This window comes from Aeromonas sp. CA23 (genome assembly GCF_002587065.1).
GTDB lineage: Bacteria > Pseudomonadota > Gammaproteobacteria > Enterobacterales > Aeromonadaceae > Aeromonas > Aeromonas bestiarum.
In genome coordinates, this window is sequence record NZ_CP023818.1 from 489458 (window position 1) to 508153 (window position 18696).

Annotated in this window: 19 protein-coding genes and 1 pseudogene; 16 read left to right on the forward strand and 4 right to left on the reverse strand. The window is 62.8% G+C overall.

All coding sequences use genetic code 11. The annotated features are described in order from the left end of the window. The first annotated feature begins 121 nt into the window (after nucleotides 1–121). The 8 genes from CK910_RS02260 (at nucleotide 122) to CK910_RS02295 (ending at nucleotide 8850) form a co-directional block, all read left to right on the forward strand. Nucleotides 122–715, forward strand: coding sequence for a TetR/AcrR family transcriptional regulator (locus CK910_RS02260; RefSeq protein ID WP_098980861.1), 594 nt, complete (start codon nucleotides 122–124; stop codon nucleotides 713–715). A 21-nt stretch (nucleotides 716–736) separates the two neighbouring features. Further along, the gene (locus CK910_RS02265; protein ID WP_098980862.1) at nucleotides 737–1783 is read left to right on the forward strand and encodes a heparan-alpha-glucosaminide N-acetyltransferase domain-containing protein; all 1047 of its coding nucleotides are present in this window, start codon (nucleotides 737–739) and stop codon (nucleotides 1781–1783) included. A 455-nt stretch (nucleotides 1784–2238) separates the two neighbouring features. After that, entirely contained in the window at nucleotides 2239–4161 is a 1923-nt protein-coding gene (locus CK910_RS02270) for a PTS mannitol transporter subunit IICBA (RefSeq protein ID WP_098980863.1), read from the forward strand. 37 nt (nucleotides 4162–4198) lie between these two features. After that, a complete protein-coding gene (locus tag CK910_RS02275; RefSeq protein WP_172955209.1) occupies nucleotides 4199–5344 on the forward strand; it encodes a mannitol-1-phosphate 5-dehydrogenase in 1146 nt (381 codons plus the stop codon). A 126-nt stretch (nucleotides 5345–5470) separates the two neighbouring features. Then, on the forward strand, nucleotides 5471–5992 hold the full coding sequence (locus CK910_RS02280; RefSeq protein ID WP_042868891.1) for an MltR family transcriptional regulator: 522 nt from the start codon (nucleotides 5471–5473) through the stop codon (nucleotides 5990–5992). Nucleotides 5993–6168: 176 nt separating this feature from the next. After that, nucleotides 6169–7956, forward strand: a complete 1788-nt coding sequence (locus CK910_RS02285; protein WP_098980865.1) for a cation:proton antiporter — start codon at nucleotides 6169–6171, stop codon at nucleotides 7954–7956. Further along, on the forward strand, nucleotides 7953–8537 hold the full coding sequence (locus CK910_RS02290) for a DNA-J related domain-containing protein (protein ID WP_098980866.1): 585 nt from the start codon (nucleotides 7953–7955) through the stop codon (nucleotides 8535–8537). Before CK910_RS02285 ends, CK910_RS02290 begins: the two co-directional genes overlap by 4 nt. Before the next feature lie 64 nt (nucleotides 8538–8601). Then, nucleotides 8602–8850 carry a hypothetical protein gene (locus CK910_RS02295; protein ID WP_098980867.1) on the forward strand — a complete coding sequence of 83 codons (249 nt, stop codon included), beginning with the start codon at nucleotides 8602–8604 and terminating at the stop codon, nucleotides 8848–8850. A 42-nt stretch (nucleotides 8851–8892) separates the two neighbouring features. Here CK910_RS02295 and CK910_RS02300 read toward each other — a convergent pair whose 3' ends face one another. Together CK910_RS02300 and zntB are read right to left on the reverse strand one after the other, a co-directional pair. Next, nucleotides 8893–9411: a mechanosensitive ion channel domain-containing protein gene (locus CK910_RS02300; protein WP_042868883.1), complete on the reverse strand. Its 519-nt coding sequence runs from the start codon at nucleotides 9409–9411 to the stop codon at nucleotides 8893–8895. Nucleotides 9412–9420: 9 nt separating this feature from the next. Beyond that, complete coding sequence (gene zntB / locus CK910_RS02305; RefSeq protein ID WP_098980868.1) at nucleotides 9421–10413, reverse strand: zinc transporter ZntB; 993 nt, start codon at nucleotides 10411–10413, stop codon at nucleotides 9421–9423. Nucleotides 10414–10517: 104 nt separating this feature from the next. Between zntB and CK910_RS02310 the strand changes: the two genes are divergently transcribed. The 4 genes from CK910_RS02310 (at nucleotide 10518) to CK910_RS02325 (ending at nucleotide 12558) form a co-directional block, all read left to right on the forward strand. Beyond that, complete coding sequence (locus tag CK910_RS02310) at nucleotides 10518–10970, forward strand: YaiI/YqxD family protein (protein WP_098980869.1); 453 nt, start codon at nucleotides 10518–10520, stop codon at nucleotides 10968–10970. A gap of 119 nt (nucleotides 10971–11089) precedes the next feature. Next, a complete protein-coding gene (locus tag CK910_RS02315) occupies nucleotides 11090–11359 on the forward strand; it encodes a PepSY domain-containing protein (RefSeq protein ID WP_043140526.1) in 270 nt (89 codons plus the stop codon). Between the two features lie 48 nt (nucleotides 11360–11407). Next, complete coding sequence (locus tag CK910_RS02320) at nucleotides 11408–11965, forward strand: cytochrome b/b6 domain-containing protein (protein WP_098980870.1); 558 nt, start codon at nucleotides 11408–11410, stop codon at nucleotides 11963–11965. A 92-nt stretch (nucleotides 11966–12057) separates the two neighbouring features. Then, nucleotides 12058–12558 carry a metal-dependent hydrolase gene (locus CK910_RS02325; RefSeq protein ID WP_098980871.1) on the forward strand — a complete coding sequence of 167 codons (501 nt, stop codon included), beginning with the start codon at nucleotides 12058–12060 and terminating at the stop codon, nucleotides 12556–12558. A 114-nt stretch (nucleotides 12559–12672) separates the two neighbouring features. On the opposite strand, the gene CK910_RS02330 is transcribed toward CK910_RS02325, so the two are convergent. Beyond that, nucleotides 12673–13878, reverse strand: a complete 1206-nt coding sequence (locus CK910_RS02330; protein WP_043140518.1) for a NupC/NupG family nucleoside CNT transporter — start codon at nucleotides 13876–13878, stop codon at nucleotides 12673–12675. A gap of 563 nt (nucleotides 13879–14441) precedes the next feature. Here CK910_RS02330 and dbpA point away from each other — a divergent pair. From dbpA to CK910_RS24250, 3 genes and pseudogenes are all read left to right on the forward strand, one after another. Further along, nucleotides 14442–15821, forward strand: coding sequence for an ATP-dependent RNA helicase DbpA (dbpA, locus tag CK910_RS02335; protein ID WP_043140516.1), 1380 nt, complete (start codon nucleotides 14442–14444; stop codon nucleotides 15819–15821). Nucleotides 15822–15935: 114 nt separating this feature from the next. Further along, on the forward strand, nucleotides 15936–16226 hold the full coding sequence (locus CK910_RS02340) for a YkgJ family cysteine cluster protein (RefSeq protein ID WP_042868866.1): 291 nt from the start codon (nucleotides 15936–15938) through the stop codon (nucleotides 16224–16226). Nucleotides 16227–16389: 163 nt separating this feature from the next. Then, a pseudogene (locus tag CK910_RS24250) lies at nucleotides 16390–16512 on the forward strand (YkgJ family cysteine cluster protein); the annotation flags it as partial. Here CK910_RS24250 and CK910_RS02350 read toward each other — a convergent pair. Then, nucleotides 16499–16912, reverse strand: coding sequence for a hypothetical protein (locus tag CK910_RS02350; RefSeq protein WP_098980872.1), 414 nt, complete (start codon nucleotides 16910–16912; stop codon nucleotides 16499–16501). The pseudogene CK910_RS24250 and the gene CK910_RS02350 sit on opposite strands and share 14 nt — an antisense overlap. Nucleotides 16913–17189: 277 nt before the next feature. Between CK910_RS02350 and CK910_RS02355 the strand changes: the two genes are divergently transcribed. Continuing rightward, nucleotides 17190–18635 (forward strand): PepSY-associated TM helix domain-containing protein, encoded by a 1446-nt coding sequence (locus tag CK910_RS02355; protein ID WP_098980873.1) that lies wholly within the window; start codon nucleotides 17190–17192, stop codon nucleotides 18633–18635. Nucleotides 18636–18696: the final 61 nt, after the last annotated feature.

The following is an 18696-nucleotide window of genomic DNA, read 5'->3' on the forward strand; positions in this document are numbered from 1 at the left end:
AGGAGGTGCGCCCCCTTGGCCAGCTGTGGCTTGCTTATTTTTCACACCGGGGATAAGGTGAACACCGAAAATGAACGAACGTTCGCTCATAAAGCTTGGACCAGCAGAGGGGAAACCGGCCATGTCCATCAATCACAACCGCCTGGAGCAGCGGCGGGAGCAGATCATCCAGGCCGCCCTCGGCTGCTTCATCGAGCGGGGCTTCCACCAGACCGGAATGCGTGACATAGCCGCCGCCGCCGGGGTGAGTCTGGGCAACCTCTACAACCACTTCGCCCGCAAGGAGGAGCTGATCGCCCTGATCGCTTCGCTGGAGGCGGCCGAGCTGCAACCCCTGCTGGATGAGCTGACCCGGGGACCGGCCCGCGCGGCGCTGGCCCGTTTCGCCGCCGGCTATCTCGCCTGGTCGCTGACCCCGGAGAACCTGCTGCTCGGCACCGAGATCCTGGCCGAGCTGACCCGCCACCCCGAGATGGCGGCCACCTTTGCCAGCAACCAGCGCCAGCTGTGTGATGCCCTGGCCGCTGCGGTGTGCCGTGGCCAGCAGGCGGGGGAGCTGGCTGCCCGCCTGGTGCCGGATCTCACGGCCCAGCTGCTGCTGGACGCACTGGAGGGGCAGGCCCTGCGCCACGCCCTGGCCCTGCACCCGGAGCAGGCGCCGGTCGAACAACGACTGCCCCAGTTGCTGGACTTGCTGCTGGGCCCGGCCAGCTGATCACTCCAAGGAGTCGCCATCATGACCTCCCCGCTCAATCGACTGGAAGGACTGGATCTGGCCCGCGCCCTGGCCCTGCTCGGCATGGTGCTGGTGAACTTTCGCATCGCCATGGGGGTGCTGACGGGCGGGCCTGACTGGCTCAAAGCCCTGCTGGATGCGCTGGAGGGGCGCTCCGCCGCCAGCTTCGTGGTGCTGGCTGGCATAGGCCTGGGTCTGTCGACCCGCAAGCTGAGCTGGCCGGCAGCCATGCGCCACACCGCCAGGCGGGCTCTGTTCCTGCTGCTCCTGGGGCTGCTCAACTACCTGGTGTTTCCGGCCGACATCATCCACTACTACGCCGTCTACTTCCTGCTGGGGGCCTGCTGTCTGCGGCTTCCCTCCCCCTGGCTGCTCGCCCTGATCCCCCTGCTGGCGGCGGGCTTCGTCAGCCTGCTGTTTCACTTCAATTACGATCAGGGCTGGCAGTGGCACAGCTTCAGCTATCCCGAGTTCTGGACCCTGCACGGCTTTGTCCGCAATCTGCTGTTCAATGGCTGGCACCCAGTGGTGCCCTGGTTGGGCTTTCTGCTCTACGGCCTCTGGTTGAGCCGCCAGGCCCTCGCGAGTGCAACCGTACAGCGCTGGCTGCTGGTCGGCGGTGTCGGCGCCATGGGGCTGGCCAAGGGGCTGTCGCTCTGGTTGCTGACACTGTTTCCCCAGCCTGAGCTGGCGCCTCTGCTGGCGACCCAACCCATACCTCCGGCCCCGCTCTACCTGCTGTTCGGCATGGGAGCGGCCAGCACCCTGATCGCGCTCTGTCTCTGGCTCGGCCGCGCCCTGCCCCATGCGCGCTGGTGGCGGGTCTGGCTGCCGGTCGGACGGCAGACGCTGACCCTCTATATTGCCCACATCATGATCGGCATGGGCGTGCTGGAAGCGCTAGGCTGGCTGCAGGGGCAGGATCTGCCCGAGGTGGTGCTGGCCGCCGCCCTCTTCGCCCTGGCGGCACTGCTGTTTGCCACTCTATGGAGTCAGCGCTTCGAGCGAGGCCCGCTGGAGGGGGTGATGCGCCGGCTGTGCGGCTGAAGGAGCTGAGTGGAAAGCTGAAAGTGGGTTACAAAATAATTGATTCATTGGTGATTAATGACATAAAGCGAAGAATTCATCGTCCTGACTCGCTGATTTGGGGTCACTGCGATCGCCCCATTTGAATACAAATAATGTATTTGTGATTCACATCACATTGACAGCCAGTTTGCGCAAACCACATAAGGTGATATTTATCACATTAAATCTGCGTGATCGGCAGGAAAGATCGAAATGTAGCCAAACTACAGCGTCTGAATGTGATCGGCGTCACCATGAAGGGAGGGGGGTGGTCTGGGTATTTGAGAGGCGTGTCACAAGACACCCCGTTTTCAGCCTAATTTGATCACAAGCTGGTAGATTGAAGTTGCTTAGACGACTGGGATGGGGGTTCGGCAAAACCCGTCATCCCGACTACCACTTTTAATCAAACAGGCTTAAAACGGGGTCCCGACATGTTATCACCGGATACCAAAGTCAAGATACAGAATTTTGGACGCTTCCTGTCCAATATGGTCATGCCCAACATAGGCGCCTTCATCGCCTGGGGCTTCATTACCGCACTCTTCATCCCCACCGGCTGGCTGCCAAGCGAAACCTTGGCCAAGCTGGTCGGCCCCATGATCACCTACCTGCTGCCGCTGCTGATTGGCTATACCGGCGGCAAGCTGATGGGTGGTGAACGGGGCGGCGTGGTCGGTGCCATCACCACCATGGGCGTCATAGTGGGGACCGACATCCCCATGTTCATGGGTGCCATGATGGTCGGCCCGCTGGGTGGCTGGGCCATCAAGCGCTTCGACAAGGTGATGGAAGGCCGCGTCAAGAGCGGCTTCGAGATGCTGGTCAACAACTTCTCCGCCGGCCTCATCGGCATGTTGCTGGCCATCCTCGCCTTCTTCGTGATCGGTCCCTTCGTCAAGGTGCTCTCCGGCGTACTGGCCGGTGGCGTTGGCTTCCTGGTGGACAACAACCTGCTGCCGCTCACCTCCATCTTCGTCGAGCCGGCCAAGATCCTGTTCCTCAACAACGCCATCAACCACGGCATCTTCTCGCCGCTGGGGATCCAGCAGGCGACCGAGCATGGCCGCTCCATCTTCTTCCTGATCGAAGCGAACCCGGGCCCGGGCATGGGCGTGCTGCTGGCCTACATGGTGTTCGGTCGCGGTGCCGCCAAGCAGTCCGCTGCCGGTGCCTCCATCATTCACTTCTTCGGTGGCATCCACGAGATCTACTTCCCGTATGTGCTGATGAACCCGCGCCTCATACTGGCGGTGATCGCCGGCGGCATGACAGGGGTCTTCACCCTGACCCTGTTCAACGCGGGTCTGGTCTCCCCCGCCTCGCCGGGCTCCATCTTCGCCGTGCTCTTGATGACGCCGAAAGCCTCCCTGATCGGGGTTGCTCTCTCCATCATCTGCTCGACCCTGGTCTCCTTCCTGGTCGCCGCCGTGTTCGTGCGCGCCCAGCAGCCTGAAGCCGACGAGGCCGATGCCCTGGGTGAAGCCACTCGCAAGATGAAAGCCATGAAGGGTGCCAAACCCGAAACTGCGGCGGCCAAGAAGCCGGGCGGTGAACTGATGGCGGTGCGCAATATCGTGGTTGCCTGCGATGCGGGCATGGGTTCCAGCGCCATGGGCGCCGGCATGCTGCGCAAGCGGGTGCAGGCCGCCGGGCTCGACATCAGCGTCACCAACCGCGCCATCGATCAGCTCGACGATCAGGTGGACTGGGTCATCACCCACAAGGACTTGACCGAGCGGGCCCGTCGCCATGCGCCGCACGCCCACCACATCTCGCTCACCAACTTCCTTGACAACGGCCTCTATCAGGAGCTGGTACAGAGCCTGACCCAGGCCGCCAACGATGACGTCGCCCACCCGCAGCTGCTGGTGGCCGCCAACGACGACCACTACGCGCCGCAAGCCAGCGAGGTGTTCACCCTGAGTCGTCAGGACGTGCACCTGGGGCTCAAGGCCGACAACAAGGAGGCCGCCATCCGGGCTGCCGGCAAGCTGCTGGCGGAGCGGGGCTACGTGGCACCCGACTACGTCAACGCCATGCTGGAGCGCGAGCAGCTGGTCTCCACCTACCTCGGCGAGTCCATCGCCGTGCCTCACGGCACCATAGCCGCCAAGGAGTTCGTGAAGCGTACCGGCATCGTCATCTGCCAGTATCCGGCCGGGGTCGCCTTCGGCGAGGCGGCCGATGAAGTGGCACGACTGGTGATCGGCATCGCCGCCCGCAACGACGAACACATGCAGGTGATAACCCGCCTGACCAATGCACTGGATGAACCCGGTCTCATCGACCGGCTGGCCAGCACCCAGGATCCCCAGGAGTTTCTGGATCTGCTGGGTGCCGAACAGGCTGCGTAATCGTCCTTCATCGTCTTTGGTTGTAGAGGTTAATATCATGAAAACATTGCATTTTGGTGCCGGCAACATAGGTCGTGGCTTCATCGGAAAACTGCTGGCGGACGCCAGCCACCAGGTCACCTTCGCCGACGTCAACGAGACCCTGATCGATCAGCTCAACCACCGCCAGGAGTACAAGGTGCACGTGGTGGGGGCGGATCAGAAGCTGGACGTGGTGCGCAACGTGGCGGCGGTCAGCTCCGCCGGCCACGAGGTGATCGCCCGCATCATCACCGCCGATCTGGTCACCACAGCGGTCGGCCCCAATATCCTGGACAAGATTGCCAGCACCCTGGCCAAGGGGCTGCAGGCCCGCTTCGATGCCGGCAATCTGACCCCGCTCAACGTCATCGCCTGCGAGAACATGGTGCGCGGCACCAGCCATCTCAAGCAGGAGGTACTCAAGTTCCTGCCGGTCGCGTATCATGCCACGCTCGAATCCTGCGTTGGCTTCGTCGACTCGGCGGTGGATCGCATAGTGCCACCGGCGGCGGCCAACGACGATCCGCTGGAAGTGACGGTGGAGAGCTTCAGCGAGTGGATCGTCGATCAGACCCAGTTCAAGGGTGAACTGCCGCAGGTGGCGGGCATGGAGCCCACCGACAACCTGATGGCCTTCGTCGAGCGCAAGCTGTTCACCCTCAACACGGGCCACATAGTCACCGCCTACCTCGGCAAGTTGCGGGGCTATCGCACCGTGCGCGAGGCGATTGAAGATCCAGTGATCCGCAGCAAGGTGCGCCGCGCCATGGAGGAGAGCGGGGCCGTGCTGGTGAAGCGTTACGGCTTCGATCCCCGTCTGCACGCCGCCTATATAGAGAAGATCCTGGCCCGCTTCGCCAACCCCTACCTGGTGGACGAGATTGACCGGGTCGGCCGTCAACCGCTGCGCAAGCTGGCGGCGGGAGACCGGCTGGTGAAGCCGCTGCTCGGCACTCTGGAGTACGGACTGCCGAGCGATCACCTGCAAGAGGGGATAGCCGCGGCGCTGCACTATTGCAACGCCGATGACCCCCAGGCGGTGGAGCTGCAGAGCCTGCTGGCAGAACTTGGCCCGGCCCGGGCCCTGGCCCGGGTGACAGGCCTTGCCGCCGACAGCGAGATAGTGCGTGCCATCGTCGCCCGTTACGACACCTTGAAGTGACCCTGATGGGGCGTACTCACCGCCGGACAACCGCCTCAACCGGTTGAATGGCATGGGATTCGCCCCATATGATAAAAACCGGGAGAGAGACACACTCTCTCCCAGTCAGCTGGACCCTAAGCAACTATGACCACACACCAGGAAGATGAAGTACTGGAACGACTGAACGAGCAGGATGGCCCCCGCGGCTTCTTTCTCGAAGTCGTGACCATCCTGGAAGAGGCGGTCGACTCCCTGATGCGGCGCGCGTTCCGCCAGGAGGAGTATGCCGTCAAATACGCCATCGAACCCCTGCTCAACCAGAGCGGCCCCCTCGGCCAGCTGGAGGTGCGCCTCAAGCTCATCTTCGCCCTCGGTCTCATCTCCCTCGAGCGCTATCAGGATCTGGAAGCCTACCTGAAGATCCGCGATTTTCTGGTGCGCGATCCCAAGGATTACCGTTTCAGCGACAAGCCTATCCGCGATCTGCTGAATCGTCTGCACGGTCTCAACCAGGGCAGCATGATGCCGCAGGATCCCCCGGCCAACGAGGAAGACTGGCCCTTCTACCAGATGCAGCTCAACCGGCTCGATCAGGTGGTGCGCTCGGCGCTGGTACTGGCGGTGGCCGACTGCGTCACCGATCTCCACAAAGAGAGCCCCATCTAATCCGGCTGGAGGCGTCGGGTCAGCAGCCTCCCCTTGCCCACCCCTTCTTCCCGACGACCATGACGCCGGCTGTCGCGCCCATCTCCGTCGCCCTTGCTCGCGCCGCCACCGGGTGTCAATCTGACCAGCTTCCCCGCTACACTTCCCCCTAGTCCATTAGCTGAATCGAGGTCTGCATGACTGCTCTCTCCCTGGCCGGGATCGCCCTGGTCTCAGTGCTGGCCCAGTGGCTCGCCTGGTCGCTGCGGGTGCCCGCCATCCTGTTTCTGCTGCTCACCGGCCTGACCCTGGGCCCGGTCAGCGGCCTGCTCGACCCCGATGCCCTGCTCGGCGACCTGCTGTTTCCGCTGGTCTCCCTGTCGGTGGCCATCATACTGTTCGAAGGGGCCCTGACCCTGCATCTGGCCGAGCTCAAGGGGATAGGCAAGGTGGTGCGCAACCTCTGCTCGGTGGGCATGCTGGCCAGCTTCGCCGTCATCGGCAGCGCCAGCTACTTCCTGCTGGGGCTGGACTGGCGGGTCGCCATGCTGCTCGGCGCCGTGCTGGTGGTGACGGGGCCGACCGTGGTCGCCCCCATGCTCAACGTGATCCGCCCCACCCGGGAAGTGGACCGCATCCTGCGCTGGGAGGGGATAGTCATAGACCCCATCGGTGCCCTGTTCGCCGTGCTGGTGTTCGAGGCGGTGCGCCTCGGCAGTCAGGGGGATCTCATCGGCCACACCCTGCTGGCACTGGCAAAGACGGTGGGGGTCGGCGCCCTGATCGGGGTGGCCGCCGGCTGGCTCACCACACTGCTCATTCGCAAGGACTGGCTGCCGGTCAGCCTGCACAAGTTCGGGGTGCTGGCGCTGGTGCTGGTCACCTTCAGCCTCTCCAACTGGCTCAGCCACGAATCCGGCCTGCTGGCGGTCACCGTATTCGGCATCTGGCTCGCCAACCAGGAGGGGCTGGATCTGGAGGAGGTGCTGGCCTTCAAGGAGGATCTCGCCGTCATCCTCATCTCCTCCCTGTTCATCCTGCTGGCGGCCCGCCTCGATCTGGCCCAGCTCTGGCAACTGGGCCCCATGGTGCTGGCGCTGCTGTGCGTGGTGCAGTTCGTGGCGCGTCCGCTCTGCATCCTGGTCTCGACCTGGGGCTCGGATCTCTCCTGGCGAGCCCGCGCCCTGCTCAGCTGGATAGCGCCGCGGGGCATAGTGGCGGCGGCGGTCAGCGCCTCCTTCGCCATCAGCCTGCATCAGGCCGATATTCCCGATGCGGACAAGCTGGTGCCCCTGGTGTTCGCGGTGATCATCTCCACAGTGGTGCTGCAGAGCCTCACCTCGGCGCCGCTGGCCGGTCTGCTCAAGATGCGTCAGAGCGCCCCCAACACCTGGCTCATCATAGGGGCCAACTCGGTGGCGCGGGCCATAGGCCGGGCGCTGGCGGAGCAGGGAGTGCCAGTGCAGCTCTGCGATCCGGCCTGGGAGTTCTGCCGCCAGGCGCGCATGAGCAACCTGCCCTGCTACTTCGGCAACCCCCAGTCCGAACATGCCGAACTGCACCTGCCGCTCACCAGCATCAGCACAGTGCTGGCGCTCTCCCCCAACCGTCACAACAACGCCCTCGGCGTGCTGCACTTCGCTCATCTCTATGGCGAGGAGAAGGTCTACTCCCTGCGCTCCAGCGAGCAGCACGGCAAAGCGAACCGGGAGAGCGCCACCTTCCGCGCCCGCCAGAACCTGTTCGGCCCCGAGGTCAACTATGCCCGCCTGAGCGGCCTGCTGAGCCGGGGCGGCCAGATCAAGGCGACCCGCCTGAGCGAGGCGTTTGACTGGGCGCAATACCAGGTGGCCAATCCCGGTGCCATCCCGCTGTTCGTGCTGGATGGCAAGGCCAGGCCCCGCATAGTCACTGGCCCTGTCACGCCGCTGGCGGGGGAGCTGCTGATCGCCCTGCAACCACCGAAGGAGGCAGCCAGCTCATGAGCGAGACGTCGCACCACCACAATCCGCTGCTCGCACCGCTGCTGGCCCTGCTGCAACAGGCCAGGGGCGGCTACAAGGTACACGAGCTGCTGGCCGCCCTGCGCCGGCAGGGGGCGGTTCCGACGTTGGCGGAGGATGAGCAGTTGCAGCTGTTTCGGGTCAACTTCCTCATCATGAACGCCCTCTACCAGCTGCAGGCCGAGCTCCATGACGAGGGCTGGTGGCTGGTGATCAGCACCCTGGATATCCGGCTCGAACCCCTTGCCGGGGCAACAGATACTCGCCAGAGGCTGGCCCTCGGCCAGCCTCTGCGCAGTTACTACCTGGACTGGCGGGTGTTCTGGCAGACCGACAAGGAGGAGGTGGAGGCCCTGCTCACCCGCTTCTGGCTCGCTTATGACGGAACGGGGCGCAGGGCGGAGGCGCTGGCCCTGTTCGAGCTGACCGCAGATGCCAGCCAGGAGACAGTGCGCCGCCGCTGGCGGGAGCTGGCGCTGCAACACCACCCGGATCGGGGTGGCGATGCCGAGACCTTCATCCGCATTCGCTGGGCCTGGGAGTGCCTGAACACGGCCAAATGAGCCGGGCCGCCACCTGCCCCAGCCGCTAGACTTGAAGAGGCGCCAAGAGTCACAGGAGGACGTCATGACAGTCAGTGAACTTCGCCTGCTCTACCAACAGCAAGCCTTCAAGGAAGCCGAGATCCTGCAGGATGCCATACTGCCGGGCTGGATCGTGGAGTTCAGGGGTCAGGATGGCAGGTTGTACGAGCTGACAGACACCCTGGGTTGCCCCCGCTATTTCGGCTCGATCGAGGAGGCCCGCCAGCACGTGCATCTGGTGGCGGACTGCCCGATCCAGGTCGAGCATCTCTATCGCTTCTTCGAACGCTGAGCGGCATTCAGGATCAAGAAAGGCTCCCGAGGGAGCCTTTTCTCATTCAGGTTGCAGCGGTTCCGCCCCCTTGCCCTCCAGCCGCCTGACCGGTTTTTGCAGGATCAGGTTGGCCGGATAGGTGACCAGATCGCCATTGTCATCGCGCACCCTCAGGTAGAACAGACCTATCTCGGTAATGACGCCGGTGACGGAATCGTCCTTGTCGAGGATGCGGATCCGGTCGCCAATCTTGTAGGGGAAGGCGAAGAAGATGGTGATGCTGGCGGTGATGTTGGAGAGGATCGACCACTGCGCCACCATGGCGACGCCAAGCACGGCGAAGAAGGAGGAGGCGAGCACCACCAGCCGGGAGAAGTCGAGCCCCCACACCCCGGCCAGGATCAACAGGGTGGCGCAGCCGAGCAGGAAGTGGAACACGTGCTCCACGTAGAGCACCCGGTTCTCGCTCACCTGCCGGCTCTGGGCCAGCGCCAGCAGACTCTTGTGAATGAGGCTGCGGATCAGGGTGTGGCCCAGCAACAGCAGCAGGGTCACGCCAAAAGATTGCCACATGGTCATGACGGCTCCTTACCACCAGCGTCTGTGTTTGAGCCAGACGGCCAGCCCGGTGGCCAGTGCCACCAGGGAGCCGCAGAAGACCCAGAAGGCGGTCGGGCTCTCGGCCCCGGGGATCCCCCCCAGGTTGATGCCAAACAGACCGGTCAGGAAGCTGGCGGGCAGAAACAGCAGCGCCATCACCGACATCTGGTAGGCCCGGCGATTGGTCGCCTCCGCCATCAGGTTGTTGATCTCGTCCGCCAGCACGGCGGTACGCGCCACCCCGGCATCCAGATCATCCAGCCAGCGCCGCAACCGGTCGGCGATGTCGAGCAGGCGGCGCCTGTCATCCTCGTCCAGCCAGCTGATCTTCTCGTTGGCGAGGCGCGCCACCAGATCCCGCTGGGGGGAGAGGTAGCGGCGGATCATGATGAGCTGCTTGCGGATCAGCGCCAGCCTGCCGTTGGCGGGCAAGTCGCGCATCAGCACCATCTCCTCCAGATCCAGGATCTGATCGTGCAACTCCTCAACAAACTCTCCCGCCCTGTCGGTCAGGGCATCGCAGATCTCCACCAGCCAGTCGGCCGGGGTATCGGCACCGCCCCCCAGTTTCAGCTGGCCATACACGTCCTGCTCCGACAACAAGGCGCGACGACGGCTGCTGATGATGAGATCCGGGGTGATATAGATGCGCAGCGCCACCATCTCTTCAGGCCTGTGATCCTTGTTGTGGTTGATGCCGCGCAGGATCAGCAGCACCGTCTCCCCCATCCGCACCAGCTTGGGCCTGTTGCTCTGGCCGAGCAGGGACTCGCGCGCCGCGTCATTGAGCAACGGGGTCTGCAGCAGCCAGCGGGCCGCTTCCGGATTGCCGTAATCCAGATGCAACCAGCCGGGTTTATCCCCCGGTATCTCGCTCCCCGCCGCCAGCGGCTGCATGCCGCCCTTGCCATCCAGGGTCAGGCCATAAATCACGTCACTGGGCACCCGATCCATCTGCTCGTCCTTTTCGTTCCGATTCATCGGCCCAGCTTACACGAAAGCCGGGCCTGACTCAGCCCCGGGGCAGCCGGCCCGTGCCGGCCATGTTAAGATGCGGCCTCATTTCAGACACAGGAAGCCATGCCATGCCCATCTGGGTCGATGCCGATGCCTGCCCCCTCCCGGTCAAGGAGATCCTCTACCGCGCCGCCCACCGCGCCCAGGTCGTCACCACGCTGGTGGCCAATCAGGGGCTGCGCGTGCCCCCCTCCCCCTTCATCAAGACCCAGCAGGTGGAGAAGGGATTCGATGTGGCGGATCATGTGATCGCCCAGCAAGTCACGCCGGGGGATCTGGTGATCACGGGCGACATACCGCTCGCCTCCTGGGTGATAGATGCCGGTGGCGAGGCGCTCAACCCCCGCGGCGAGATCTACACCCGCGAGACCATCCAGGCGCGGCTCGGCATGCGCAACTTCATGGAGGAGCTGCGCTCGGCCGGGGTGCAGACCGGCGGCCCGGCGCCCTTCAACGCCGCCGACAAGCAGCGCTTCGCCAACGCCCTCGACAAGTGGCTGATCAAGGGCAAGCTGAGCTGATTGCTGCCTCCCCGGCAGCCAGCCGGGGATATTCATTCCTACCTCCTTGTGCTTAATTTTTCCTTAAGTTTGGTGCCCTAACCTTGTGGCTGTTTCACACCCACCCGCAAGGAGCACACATGAAACTGACCCCTCTGTTGTTACTGATCCCCCTGTTCAGCGGCGCCGTTCTGGCCGATCCCCAGTGTACCCAGACCGACAAGAGCCAATGGCTGAGCGAGGCGGATGCCCAGCAGCAGATCAAGGCGATGGGCTACGACATCAAGAAGTTCAAGGTGACCAAGACCCACTGCTACGAGATCTATGGTTGGGACAAGGACAAGCGCAAGGTCGAGATCTACTTCGACCCGACCGATCTGAAGAAAGTGAAAGAAGAGATAGACGACTAACCCAGCCATGGGCCGGTCTGTCGCCGGCCCCCTTGATGGAGCCTTGCCATGACAACCCCGTCTGAAGTGAAAGTCTGGGATCCCCTCATCCGGGTGTTTCACTGGGCGACCGTGATCCTCTGCCTGCTCAACTTCTTCGTACTGGAAGAGGGCAGCAAGAACCACAGATACGTCGGCTATACCCTGGCAGCCCTGCTGCTGATCCGGCTGCTGTGGGGACTGGTCGGCCCCCATTACGCCCGCTTCGGCCAATGGTGGCCGACGCCGGCCCGCATTCGTTACTACCTGCGCCAGCTGGCACAGGGCCGCCACCCCTACTATCTCGGCCACAATCCGCTCGGCGCCCTGATGATCTGGCTGTTGCTGCTGTCGCTGGTCGGCACCATAGCCACCGGCTGGTTCACCACCTGGGATGCCTTCTGGGGTGAAGACTGGATGGAAGAGCTGCACGGGGTCGTCGCCAACACCCTGATGGCCGCCGTCGGTGTCCATGCCGCCGTGGTGATCCTGACCGACCGCCTCACCCGCAGCGATCTGCTGCGCGCCATGGTGCTGGGCAAAAAACGGGTGCCCGCCGATGCCAAGGTGGAAGATCCGCACAGTTAATGACCGGGCCGGTCCGCCGGCCCCGGTTTTTTGCTGCAATGGCCCGCGACACTGGTAAGATGCGCCGCCATTTCTCCATGCCGTAAGCCACCATGACAGCCCAAGGGCACCTGCTGTTTTCCGTCACCTGCACCCTGCTCGCCCACAAGTTCCAGCTCACGCCGGCCCTGGCCGATGCCAGTCTGTGGCAGACCATACCCGCCGCGCTGGCCAGCACCCTGTTGCCGGATCTCGACCACCCCAAGTCCGTGCTGGGTCAGCGGCTGCCCTGGATCTCCAAGCCATTGTCACGGCTGTTCGGTCATCGCGGCTTCACCCACAGCCTGCTGGCGGTAGCCGTGGCAGTGTGGGGGCTGGATCAGAGCCTGGTGCCCGAACTGCTGCCCGTCGGGGTCAAGGATGCGCTCATTATCGGCTACCTCAGCCACCTGCTGGGAGACTGGCTCACCCCGGCCGGCATACCGCTGTTCTGGCCCCTCAAGCGGCGCTACCGGCTGCCGGGCTGGCCGCTCAAGAGCGGCGGGGCCGTCGAGACCGGCTTTTGCACCCTCACCCTGCTGGCCGCCGGTTACTGGAACCACTGGGCCGGTTGAGCGGGCCCAGACCCGACGCGACTGCGGATTGGCCGGAAGCTCTTTTGCTCCCCCCTGAAAAAAACAAACCCCTGCCGAGGCAGGGGTTTGTCATGGTGAGAGCGGGTGGATGAGTTACAGCATCACACCGGCAATCACGGCGGAGAGCAGGCTCACCAGGGTAGAACCGTACACCAGCTTCAGGCCGAAGCGGGAGACCATGTTGCCCTTCTCTTCGTTCAGCGCTTTTACCGCACCGGCGATGATGCCGATGGAGCTGAAGTTGGCGAATGACACCATGAAGATGGAGAGGATGCCAACGGTGCGCGGAGAGAGCTCGGCAGCGATCTTGCCCAAGTCCATCATGGCCACGAACTCGTTGGTCACCAGCTTGGTCGCCATGATGGAGCCGGCTTGCAGCGCTTCACCACCCGGGATGCCCAGGATCCAGGCGATCGGGTAGAAGAGGTAGCCCATGACGTACTGGAAGTTGACGCCAAACGCCAGCTCGAACAGGTAGTTGACCAGGGCGATCAGGGCGATGAAGCCCACCAGCATGGCAGCCACGATCACGGCCACGGAGAAACCGGCCATGATGTACTCGCCCAGCATCTCGAAGAAGTTCTCTTTCTTCGGGGTGTGGTGCTCGTCGCCCTCAGCGATGGCTTTCAGGTCGGTGACAGAGTTGTCCGGCTCATACGGGTTGATCAGGGACAGCACTATGAAGGTGCTGAACATGTTGAGCACCAGCGCGGCCACCACGTAACGCGGCTCGATCAGCTGCATGTAGGCACCGACGATGGACATGGAGACGGTGGACATGGCGGTCGCCGCCAGGGTGTACATCTGCTTCTCGTTCAGGTGCGGCAGTGTGTTCTTGAGCGCGATGAAGTTCTCGGACTGGCCGACGATCATGGAGCTGATGGCGTTGAAGGATTCCAGCTTGCCCATGCCGTTGATCTTGGCCAGCACTGTACCTATGCCACGAATGACGATGGGCAGCAGACGGATGTACTGCAGAATACCGATCAGCACGGAGATGAAGACGATGGGCATCAACACCATCAGGAAGAAGGAGAAGGCCCCTTCGTTGACCAGGCCACCGAACACGAAGTCGGTACCCTGTTTGGCAAACTCCATCAACTTGGTGAAGCCGGCTGCGAAGCCACCCACCACAGCCAGACCCACTTCGGAGTTCAGCATGAACCAGGCCAGCGCCAGTTCGACCACCAGCAGTTGGCCGATATAGCGCAGTTTGATCTGTTTCCAGTTGTGGCGGTTAGCCAGCAAAGCAAGAGCGAGGACCATCACGAGTCCGAGCACAAAGTGAACGTATTCCATACCAGTAGCACCTGAGTGAATTGTTATTTTTGACCGGCGCCATCATAGACATTTGCATATTTAAAAATCAGATAGCCATCACAATCTGCGGTAAAAATATGCATGTTGGATAATACAAACGTTTTTAAATTAATTAAACGCTCATTGCGGCATCTAATCATTGTTCAATAAATATAAAAATAGATAATAAACAGCCAGTTACAAATAAACATCTCAACCAGAAAGACCTATCACAACACAATATCAACATCTGCTTAAAACGCTGGCCGCCCCGTCGTAGCGGTCAGGTTAAATTTAAGACAAAAATATTTAATCAAACCAGAGTGACAAACGTTTATCTTATTTGCGATGAACGACGCCGGCTTAGTCGCACTATTTTTGACGCTGTTTTGCATTCTGTTCCGTGCACACAAACGGGAAATCGCCCGCGTTTTACTGCACGCGCCTCACCAGGCTCCTTTGCTCAGGCGTTCAAAAATCCGCCACACCCGAGGCCGCATTCTGGTACAATGCGCGGCCTTAGCGTTAGCGCATCCCCGTTTTCTCCGAAATAGAGTCCTTTTGTGAACAACAGCGAATTTAGCAGCCTCAACCTCTCCCCCGCCCTGCTCGAGAACCTCGCCAGTCTGGGTTATCTGCAGATGACCCCGATCCAGGCCCAGAGCCTGCCCCTGGTGCTCGATGGCAAAGATCTGATCGCCAAGGCAAAAACCGGCAGCGGCAAGACGGCCGCCTTCGCCCTGGGTCTGCTCTCCCGGCTTAACGTCAACCGCGTCGATGTGCAGGCGCTGGTGCTCTGCCCGACTCGCGAACTGGCGGATCAGGTGGCCCAGGAGATCCGTCGTCTGGCCCGCGCCCTGCCGAACGTCAAGCTGGTGACCCTGTGTGGTGGCACCCCGACCGCGCCTCAGTCCGCCACTCTGGGCTTCGGTGCCCACATAGCCGTCGGCACCCCTGGCCGCATTCTCAAGCACCTGGAACAGGGCACCCTGGAGCTGTCCAGCCTGGAGACGCTGGTGCTGGACGAAGCGGATCGCATGCTGGACATGGGCTTTGGCGAAGACATCAATAAAGTCATCAGCCATGCGCCCGAGCGCCGCCAGACCCTGCTGTTCTCCGCCACCTATCCGGAGGGCATAGCCCAGATGAGCCGCGGCGTGCAGCGCAACCCGGTCGAGGTGAGCGTGGAGTCCCTGCACGAAGGCAGCGCCATCGAACAGAAGCTGTATGAAGTGCCGGCCGGCCAGCGCCTCGACGCCCTGACCTGGCTGCTGAGCCACTACCAGCCGAGCTCCTGCGTGGTGTTCTGCAACACCAAGCGGGCCTGCAACGACGTGGCCGATCATCTGGCCGCCAAGGGCTTCTCGGCGCTGGCGCTGAACGGCGACCTGGAACAGCGCGAGCGGGATCAGGTACTGGTGCGCTTTGCCAACGGCAGCGCCACCATACTGGTGGCCACCGACGTGGCCGCCCGTGGTCTGGACATCAAGGAGCTGGGCGCCGTCATCAACTTCGAGCTGACCTATGACCCCGAGGTGCACGTGCACCGCATCGGTCGTACCGGTCGCGCCGGCCAGCAGGGTCTGGCCCTGAGCCTGTATCAGCCAAACGAGGCCCAGCGCGTCAACTTTATCGAGGAGTACCAGCAAGCTCCCATCCCGCAAGGGGATCTGGCCGAGATTGGCCGCGAGATCAAACCGATCGCGCCGCTGATGGCCACCCTCTCCATCGATGCGGGCCGCAAGACCAAGGTGCGGGCCGGTGACATCCTGGGCGCCCTGACCGGCGAAGGCGGCATTGCCGGGGCCGATGTTGGCAAGATCCAGATCTCCGAGCAGTACTCCTACGTGGCGGTGAAGCGCAGCGTGGCGAGCGCTGCCCTCAAGCGGTTGCAGGAAGGCAAGATCAAGGGGCGCACCTACCGCGCCCGCAAACTGGGTTAACGATGCAGCCGGGCGGCGCAGCTGCCCGACTCGTCACGAACCACAGCACGGGCGCCTTTGCAGGCGCCTGTTTTTTATCGCACATGTGCCATTCCCATGGCATGGACAACACAGATGAACAGAGAACCCCAAGCCGACGTCAGCTGCCAGAACTGCGAAGCCTGCTGCTGCCGCCTCGAAGTCATGCTGTTTACCGATACCGGCGTGCCGGATCGCTACGTGGACGAGATAGAGGGACAGGTGCCCGTGATGCACCGGCTGGAAGATGGCTGGTGTGCGGCGCTGGATCGCAACACCATGATGTGCCGGATATATGAAGTGCGACCGCTGATCTGCCGTGAATTCGAGATGGGCGAACCCGACTGCATCGACGAGCGGGACAAGTGGTTTATCAACCTAAGTTAACCAAGGGATAGCGAGCGGCGCTGGATCGCTCCTCTTTATGATGTGTCGCATCCATGAGGTACGCCCCCTCATCTGCCGCGAGTCCGAGATGGGCGAGCCCGACTGCGTCGACGCGCGGGACAAGTGGTTTATCAACCTGAGTTGACCAAGGGATAGCGAGCGGCTGGATCGCCCCTCTATGATGTGCCGCATCTACGAGGTACGCCCTTTAATCTGTCGCGAGTTCGAGATGGGCGAGCCCGACTGTATCGACGAGCGGGACACATGGTTTATCAAGCGGGAGTGAGCGGAACCGGATCGGCGGCCAGCCGCTGCTCCAGCCAGCACAGTGCCTCGTCTGTCTGCTCGAAGTAGCGGATCGCCTGAAATGGCAGCTCGCTGAAGATCTGATCGGCCAGGTATTGCTTGAAGCTCCCTGCCAGCACCACCGCCAGAAAGGCGCAGCCATTGACGGCGCACCAGCCGAACTGGCGACGAAAGCGGGCAAGCACCTCGGGCCCTGCCGCCTCAAACTCGGTCGCTACCTCGACGAGCCCCCAGGGCGCATCGCGCAATTCCGCTATCTGCCGGCTGAAGGCGGCCTCATAGGCCATGGCCCCCGCCAGGTTGAAGGGGCCGCTTGGCTGACAGATCAGCACCTGTCCTCGCCGCTGCATCTCAAAATGGCCGTGTGGTTGCAACTTCACGCCAGTCTCCTTCCTTGGATCCTTTCCCACTGCACCAAAACGGTGGCATGTTGCAACAAGGTAAGGATTTATCTACACAAAGTCCATGCCACTGCGCATGGCCAACCCCTTGTCCCACCGCCAGCCAGCCCCTGGCCGGCACAGATGCCCAGGCAATATGGAGCGGCCTCCCCTCCCGTCATGTTCTGTTGCAGTTAACAAAACGTTGCTGCTATCATCCGCGCCGCCATGAACATTCCACCAGCGGAAACGTTGGTCATCAACGCAAGGATCAGAGATGAAAAACCGGGACTCGAGTCACTACCAGCGGATCTGGCGCTGGCACTTCTACGCCGGCCTCTTCGTCGCCCCCTTCCTGATCCTGCTCTCCCTCACCGGCATTGTGTACCTGTTCAAGCCCCAGCTCGACAATCTCATGTATCCCGAGCTGATGAAGGTGATGCCTGCCAGCCAGTCCCTGAGCGCCGATCAGTTGCTGGTCAAGGCGATGGTGACCATGCCGGACGCCAGCCTGAGCAAGTACCTGCCGCCGGTCAGCCCGGATGCCAGCGCCCAGTTCATCGTCCGCCAGGGGGGCCGCGAGCTGACCCTGTTCCTCGATCCCGCCAGCGGCGCCCTGCTCGGCACCCTGGACAACCAATGGAATCTGCAGGCGGTGGCCCGCGCCCTGCACGCCGAGCTGCTGCTCGGCACCACAGGGGATAGATTGATCGAACTGGCCGCAGGCTGGGGCATAGTGCTGCTCATCAGCGGCCTCTATCTGTGGTGGCCACGCAAGGGGCCCGGCGTGGGCGGCATCCTCTGGCCCAGAATGAACCAGCGTGGACGCCTCTGGTGGCGCGATCTGCACGCCGTGGTCGGCTTCTGGGGTGCGGGCTTCCTGCTGCTGTTGCTGCTGAGCGGCATGACCTGGACCGGTTTCTGGGGCGATCAGTTCGCCAACGTCTGGAACCGCTTCCCCGCCGCCATGTGGAACCAGGTGCCCGCATCAGCACCGCTTGCCCGCAGCCTGAACCAGGCCCACGATCAAACTGTGCCCTGGGCGATGGAGAGCACCCCCATGCCGAGCTCGGTCACGCCCGATGAGATTGGCTCCATGGCGATGGCGGACACGGCCATGCCACAGAGTGCGGAAGGGCACGATCACAGCGCCATGAACCATGGTGGGGAACACGAGGGGATGGTGATGGCCGAGCACCGCATCCCGCTGCAGCAGGTGGTGGAGATTGCCAGAGAGCGCCTGGTCACCCCGGGCTACAGCATCACGCCGCCGGCCGGCAAGAGCGGCGTCTACACCATAGCCCTGTTCGCCGATGATCCGCGCAACGATGCCACCCTGCACATAGATCAGTACAGCGGCAAGGTGCTGTCCGACGTGCGCTGGCAGGATTACGGCCTGGTCGCCAAGACGGTGGAAACCGGCGTCATGCTGCACACCGGCAAGCTCTACGGCTGGCCCCATCAGCTGGCCATGCTGCTCATCTGCCTGATGGTGTTGCTGAGCGCCGTGAGCGGCCTCTGGATCTGGTGGAGCCGCCGTCCGCAGGGTCGTCTCGCGGCGCCGCCGCTGCCGGCCAAACTGCCCCCCATGCGCGGCGCCATCGCCGTGCTGGTACTGCTCGGCATCTGCTTCCCGCTGGTGGGTGCCTCCATGGTCGTCATCTGGCTGCTGGACAGCCTGATCTTCTCCCGCCGTGCGGCTGGACTGACGCAAGCCGGCTGAGGCCGCTCGCCCACCGTGGCGGTAAGCAAGAAGGGCTCCTCATCAGGAGCCCTTCTTGTTT

Coding starts and splice junctions, on each gene's coding strand:
- CK910_RS02260 (WP_098980861.1), top strand. CDS start 122: ATGTCCATCAATCACAACCGCCTGGAGCAGCGGCGGGAGCAGATCATC.
- CK910_RS02265 (WP_098980862.1), top strand. CDS start 737: ATGACCTCCCCGCTCAATCGACTGGAAGGACTGGATCTGGCCCGCGCC.
- CK910_RS02270 (WP_098980863.1), top strand. CDS start 2,239: ATGTTATCACCGGATACCAAAGTCAAGATACAGAATTTTGGACGCTTC.
- CK910_RS02275 (WP_172955209.1), top strand. CDS start 4,199: ATGAAAACATTGCATTTTGGTGCCGGCAACATAGGTCGTGGCTTCATC.
- CK910_RS02280 (WP_042868891.1), top strand. CDS start 5,471: ATGACCACACACCAGGAAGATGAAGTACTGGAACGACTGAACGAGCAG.
- CK910_RS02285 (WP_098980865.1), top strand. CDS start 6,169: ATGACTGCTCTCTCCCTGGCCGGGATCGCCCTGGTCTCAGTGCTGGCC.
- CK910_RS02290 (WP_098980866.1), top strand. CDS start 7,953: ATGAGCGAGACGTCGCACCACCACAATCCGCTGCTCGCACCGCTGCTG.
- CK910_RS02295 (WP_098980867.1), top strand. CDS start 8,602: ATGACAGTCAGTGAACTTCGCCTGCTCTACCAACAGCAAGCCTTCAAG.
- CK910_RS02300 (WP_042868883.1), bottom strand. CDS start 9,411: ATGACCATGTGGCAATCTTTTGGCGTGACCCTGCTGCTGTTGCTGGGC.
- zntB (WP_098980868.1), bottom strand. CDS start 10,413: ATGAATCGGAACGAAAAGGACGAGCAGATGGATCGGGTGCCCAGTGAC.
- CK910_RS02310 (WP_098980869.1), top strand. CDS start 10,518: ATGCCCATCTGGGTCGATGCCGATGCCTGCCCCCTCCCGGTCAAGGAG.
- CK910_RS02315 (WP_043140526.1), top strand. CDS start 11,090: ATGAAACTGACCCCTCTGTTGTTACTGATCCCCCTGTTCAGCGGCGCC.
- CK910_RS02320 (WP_098980870.1), top strand. CDS start 11,408: ATGACAACCCCGTCTGAAGTGAAAGTCTGGGATCCCCTCATCCGGGTG.
- CK910_RS02325 (WP_098980871.1), top strand. CDS start 12,058: ATGACAGCCCAAGGGCACCTGCTGTTTTCCGTCACCTGCACCCTGCTC.
- CK910_RS02330 (WP_043140518.1), bottom strand. CDS start 13,878: ATGGAATACGTTCACTTTGTGCTCGGACTCGTGATGGTCCTCGCTCTT.
- CK910_RS02340 (WP_042868866.1), top strand. CDS start 15,936: ATGAACAGAGAACCCCAAGCCGACGTCAGCTGCCAGAACTGCGAAGCC.
- CK910_RS02355 (WP_098980873.1), top strand. CDS start 17,190: ATGAAAAACCGGGACTCGAGTCACTACCAGCGGATCTGGCGCTGGCAC.